Below are 3,539 nucleotides of genomic sequence, written 5' to 3'. Positions count from 1 at the left end.
GACGACGGCCTGCTGGTCGTCGATCCACTCCTGCGCGAACATCGGGGACCGCTCGTCCTCGTACACGTCGGAGCTCTCGCCGGTGCCCCGGCGGTCGACGCGGACCACGCGGGCACCGTCCCGCGCCAGCGTCCGGGCGAGGGCGACCTGGTAGTCGGTGGCGCCGACGTGGTGCTCGGCGGCACCGTTGTGCAGGACGACGACCGGGGCGTCCTCGTGCTGTCCGGACGCGACGGTCTCGACGGCGAAGAGCCGCTCCGGACCGATCCGGACGATGCGCTCGGAGGTGCGGGCGTCCACGTCGAGGACCTCGTCGAGCGTCGGCGGCACGGTCGGCACGGCGACGATCGGTGCCCAGGCGTCGATCCACGCCACGACGGTGTCGACGGCGGAACCGGGGATCCGGGCGACCATGCTCGTGCCGTCGAGGAGCTCGGCGCTCCCGGTGACCTCGGTCGTCGGCACCGGACCGAGGGCACGGGGGGCGCTGCTGCCCGGGCGGACGAGCGCCACGGTCGGGCCGGTGCGCGGCTGGAAGCTCAGCGCGCCGAGGGCGGTCGCCTCGGCCGGGTCGACGTCGATGCCGACGAGGCTCTCGAGCCCGTCGACGACGCGGGTGGCACCGATCGTGATGGTCGCCAGGGCGCGCTGCTTCCGGAGCCACGCGCGTCCCGAGGCCGGCGGGTCCCAGAGGACCAGGCCGTCGGTCGCTGCAGCGGCGGCCGCGGCGATCGGCGCGGCGGACGCGAGTCCGACGAAGGCCACATGGTCGACGCCGGTGGAACGCAGCAGCGCGGCGGCACGCTGCGCGGACCGCACCTGCGCGTCGGGGTCGTCGTCGGGGGCGGAGTCGCCACGTCCGGACGGGTCGTAGCGCACCGAGGCCACGCCACGCGCCTCCAGTCGGTCGGCCAGCAGGCGCAGCGTGCGGTACGCGATCACGCCCTCCTGGCCGAGCGGCGGGCAGAGCACGACCCCCGCTCGCGCGGCGGCCGGCAGTTGCACGGCGACGCGGAGCGCGGGTCGGCCCGACCAGCCGTGGTGGGTGCTCACAGGGCCAGGGCCGCGCGGACCGGAGCCGGCCACGCGTCGGGGTCCGTGCCGTGGGCGGCGAACAGGGCGATCGTGATGCGCTCGAGCCCGAACGCGACGCACGCGCTGTGGGCGACCTCGCCGTCGGCGGTCCGGATGCCGAAGGACGTGCCGAAGTGGTCCTCGTGCAGGTTCGCCGAGCTGATCGCGGTGGCCGGGTGCTCCGGTCCGTAGACGGGCGTGACGAACTCGAACTTGAGCGCCTGCTCGACCTGGTTGCGGGCGAGCATCTGCCCGACCCGCCCGAAGAACGGGTCGTTGGCCGGGACGACGTCGATCTCGAGCCCGAAGGACTCGAGCAGCGCGCGCATGCTCGGGATGCGGCCGTCGCGGTGCTCCTGCGCGGACGCGGGCGTCCCGATGTGCACGAACTCGTGCATGTGGAACGCCTGCAGCCGCATCGGGTCGAGGGACGGCTCGCGGCGGAACGAGTCGCCGACGATGTCGAAGAAGCGACCCTCCTGGGGGACCGTGTCGCCCACGAGCCCGTACACCGGGTGGCACACGGCGGGGGTGAGCATCAGGTCGGCCGGCTCGAGGAAGTCCTCCCACCGCTCGCCGCGCTCGCGTGCGGCGAGCAGCGCGCGGTGGGTCCGGTCGTCGCCGGTGAACCCGGAGATCGACGCGGCGAGGTCCGGGAACGACGCGATGTAGTCGGTGCGCTCGAACGCGGCGAGCGGCTCGACCGGCGGGAAGCGCAGGACGTCGGCACCGAGGTCCCGCTGGCTCGCCACGGCAGCGGCGTCGACCGCGGTGTACACGCGCTCGAAGACGCCCGTGCGGCCGTAGAGGCCGGGCGAGCCGAGGTCGATCAGGACACCGTCGTCGAGGAGTCGCGCACGCAGCGTCGCGCGGGCGGTGTCGAGGTCGGTGGCGGGCTCGGCCCGGGTGCTGGTGGGTTCGGTGATGGTCACAGGATTGCTCCGGTCATGAGTGCCAGTGCGGCGTCGTTCTGCAGGAGACGGTCGTTGCTCACCATGACGGCGGCCCCGTGCGAGTCTCGGAGGTGGCGGGCGATGCTGAGCTCCCCGCTGGCGGCGAACCCGGCGATGCCGACGATCCGCAGCGCCTTCGTGACGAGGTCGGTGACCTGTTCCGAGGCGTTGATCTTCAGGGCGTTCGCCGCGAGGGCGTACGCCGTCGACTCGAGCACCTCGGGGTCGTCCGCGACCTGGTCGAAGCGGTTCGCGGCGTGCCGCACGGCGTCGGCGAGCGACTGCAGGTCGACGAGGAGCTCGGCGAGCCGGAGCGCACCCGGCGGGGTCTGGCCCACGGCGGCTCGTGCCTGCTTGCGGACGGCGCGGCGGGCGCGGTCGGCGGCGTCCGCCGCGATCCCGAGCCACACCGACGCCCAGAGGACGTGCGACACGGGCAGGACCGTGCGGGCGGAGATCGTGGCGTAGTCGTCGCGGAGGATGCGGTCCTCGTGGGTCTCGGTGTCGAGCACCCAGCCGTTGCTGCAGGTGCCGCGGAGGCCGAGCGTGTCCCAGGTCGAGGTCTGCGTGAGGGTCGTCTCGTCGGGCAGGGCGATGACGAGCCGCTGGTCGGACGCCGGTGCGTCGAGGTCGCGCCGGGCGGTGACGAGGATCGCGTCGGCCTCGGTCGCGTAGGAGATGACCGGGGCGTCCTTGCGGAGCCGGATGCGTCCGGCCTGGTCGGGCTCGATGGCGCAGGTGCTCCGTCGGGCGTCGCCACCGATGCCGCGTTCCGTGGTGGACGAGGCGACGAGCGCGCCGTCGCGCACGGCCTCGATCATCGCGGTGACGCCGAGGGCGACCCCGCCGTGCCGCCAGAGCGCCATGGCCTGCCCGTGGTGCATCGCGAACACCATGGCGGTGGCGGCGCACGCGCGACCGAGTTCCGTCGCGATGACGGAGAGCTCGGCGAGGGTGGCGCCCTCACCACCGAGCTCCACCGGGACGGCGGCGGCGAGGAGGCCGTGCTCCTTCATCGCGGCGATCGCCTCGCGCGGGGGACGGGCGTCGCGGTCGACCTCGTCGGCGAACCGGGCGGCGATGTCGACGACGAGCGCGGTGCGGTCGGCGAACCGGTCCACCGGCGCGGCGGCGGCCCTGGCGGGTGCGGCGCTGGTCGGGCGCTCCTCGGTGATCACGCTGCCGACTCCGCTGCCGTGGCGATCGACTCGATGGTCGCGAACGTCGACCGGTGCAGCGCTGCGTCCGGGAACTCCACGTCGAGTTCGTTCTCGACCGCGAGCATGACGTTCACGGTGGCGTGGGACGTCAGTCCGAGGGCGTAGAGGTCGGCGATCGACGCCACGTCCATGGCGTCGACGACGAGCCGCCCGTGGTCGGCGAGAGCGCGCCGGACGGCCAGCTCGGTCGTCGGAGTGGCGAGTGCGACGGGGGTCGCTGCAGTGGTCGGGTCCTGGTGCATGCTTCGCACCATAGGGAGGACCGCGCCCCGGAAAGCCGCGTGCGGGTGCG

General features: G+C 74.0%; 4 protein-coding genes. All 4 read right to left on the bottom strand.

Features of this window, described 5'->3' with window-relative positions; translation table 11 throughout:
* On the bottom strand, positions 1 to 1,053 hold a 1,053-nt coding region (locus I5E_RS22930), incomplete at its 3' end, for a hypothetical protein (RefSeq protein WP_031263008.1).
* On the bottom strand, positions 1,050 to 2,006 hold the full coding sequence (locus I5E_RS16680; RefSeq protein ID WP_022907988.1) for an amino acid--[acyl-carrier-protein] ligase: 957 nt from the start codon (positions 2,004 to 2,006) through the stop codon (positions 1,050 to 1,052). The genes I5E_RS22930 and I5E_RS16680, both read right to left, overlap by 4 nt.
* Positions 2,003 to 3,205, bottom strand: a complete 1,203-nt coding sequence (locus I5E_RS16675; RefSeq protein WP_022907987.1) for an acyl-CoA dehydrogenase family protein — start codon at positions 3,203 to 3,205, stop codon at positions 2,003 to 2,005. The genes I5E_RS16680 and I5E_RS16675 overlap by 4 nt, the downstream gene beginning before the upstream one ends.
* Positions 3,202 to 3,489 (bottom strand): acyl carrier protein, encoded by a 288-nt coding sequence (locus tag I5E_RS22035; RefSeq protein ID WP_042723988.1) that lies wholly within the window; start codon positions 3,487 to 3,489, stop codon positions 3,202 to 3,204. The genes I5E_RS16675 and I5E_RS22035 overlap by 4 nt, the downstream gene beginning before the upstream one ends.
* Positions 3,490 to 3,539: the final 50 nt, after the last annotated feature.

It is taken from the genome of Curtobacterium sp. B18, assembly GCF_000333375.1.
GTDB lineage: Bacteria > Actinomycetota > Actinomycetes > Actinomycetales > Microbacteriaceae > Curtobacterium.
Note: the sequence above shows the minus strand (reverse complement) of the source record. Positions and strands in the feature narration are given on the sequence as shown.

Excerpts from the sequence above, each read along its gene's own strand:
- I5E_RS22035 (WP_042723988.1), bottom strand. The coding sequence starts at position 3,489 with ATGCACCAGGACCCGACCACTGCAGCGACCCCCGTCGCACTCGCCACT.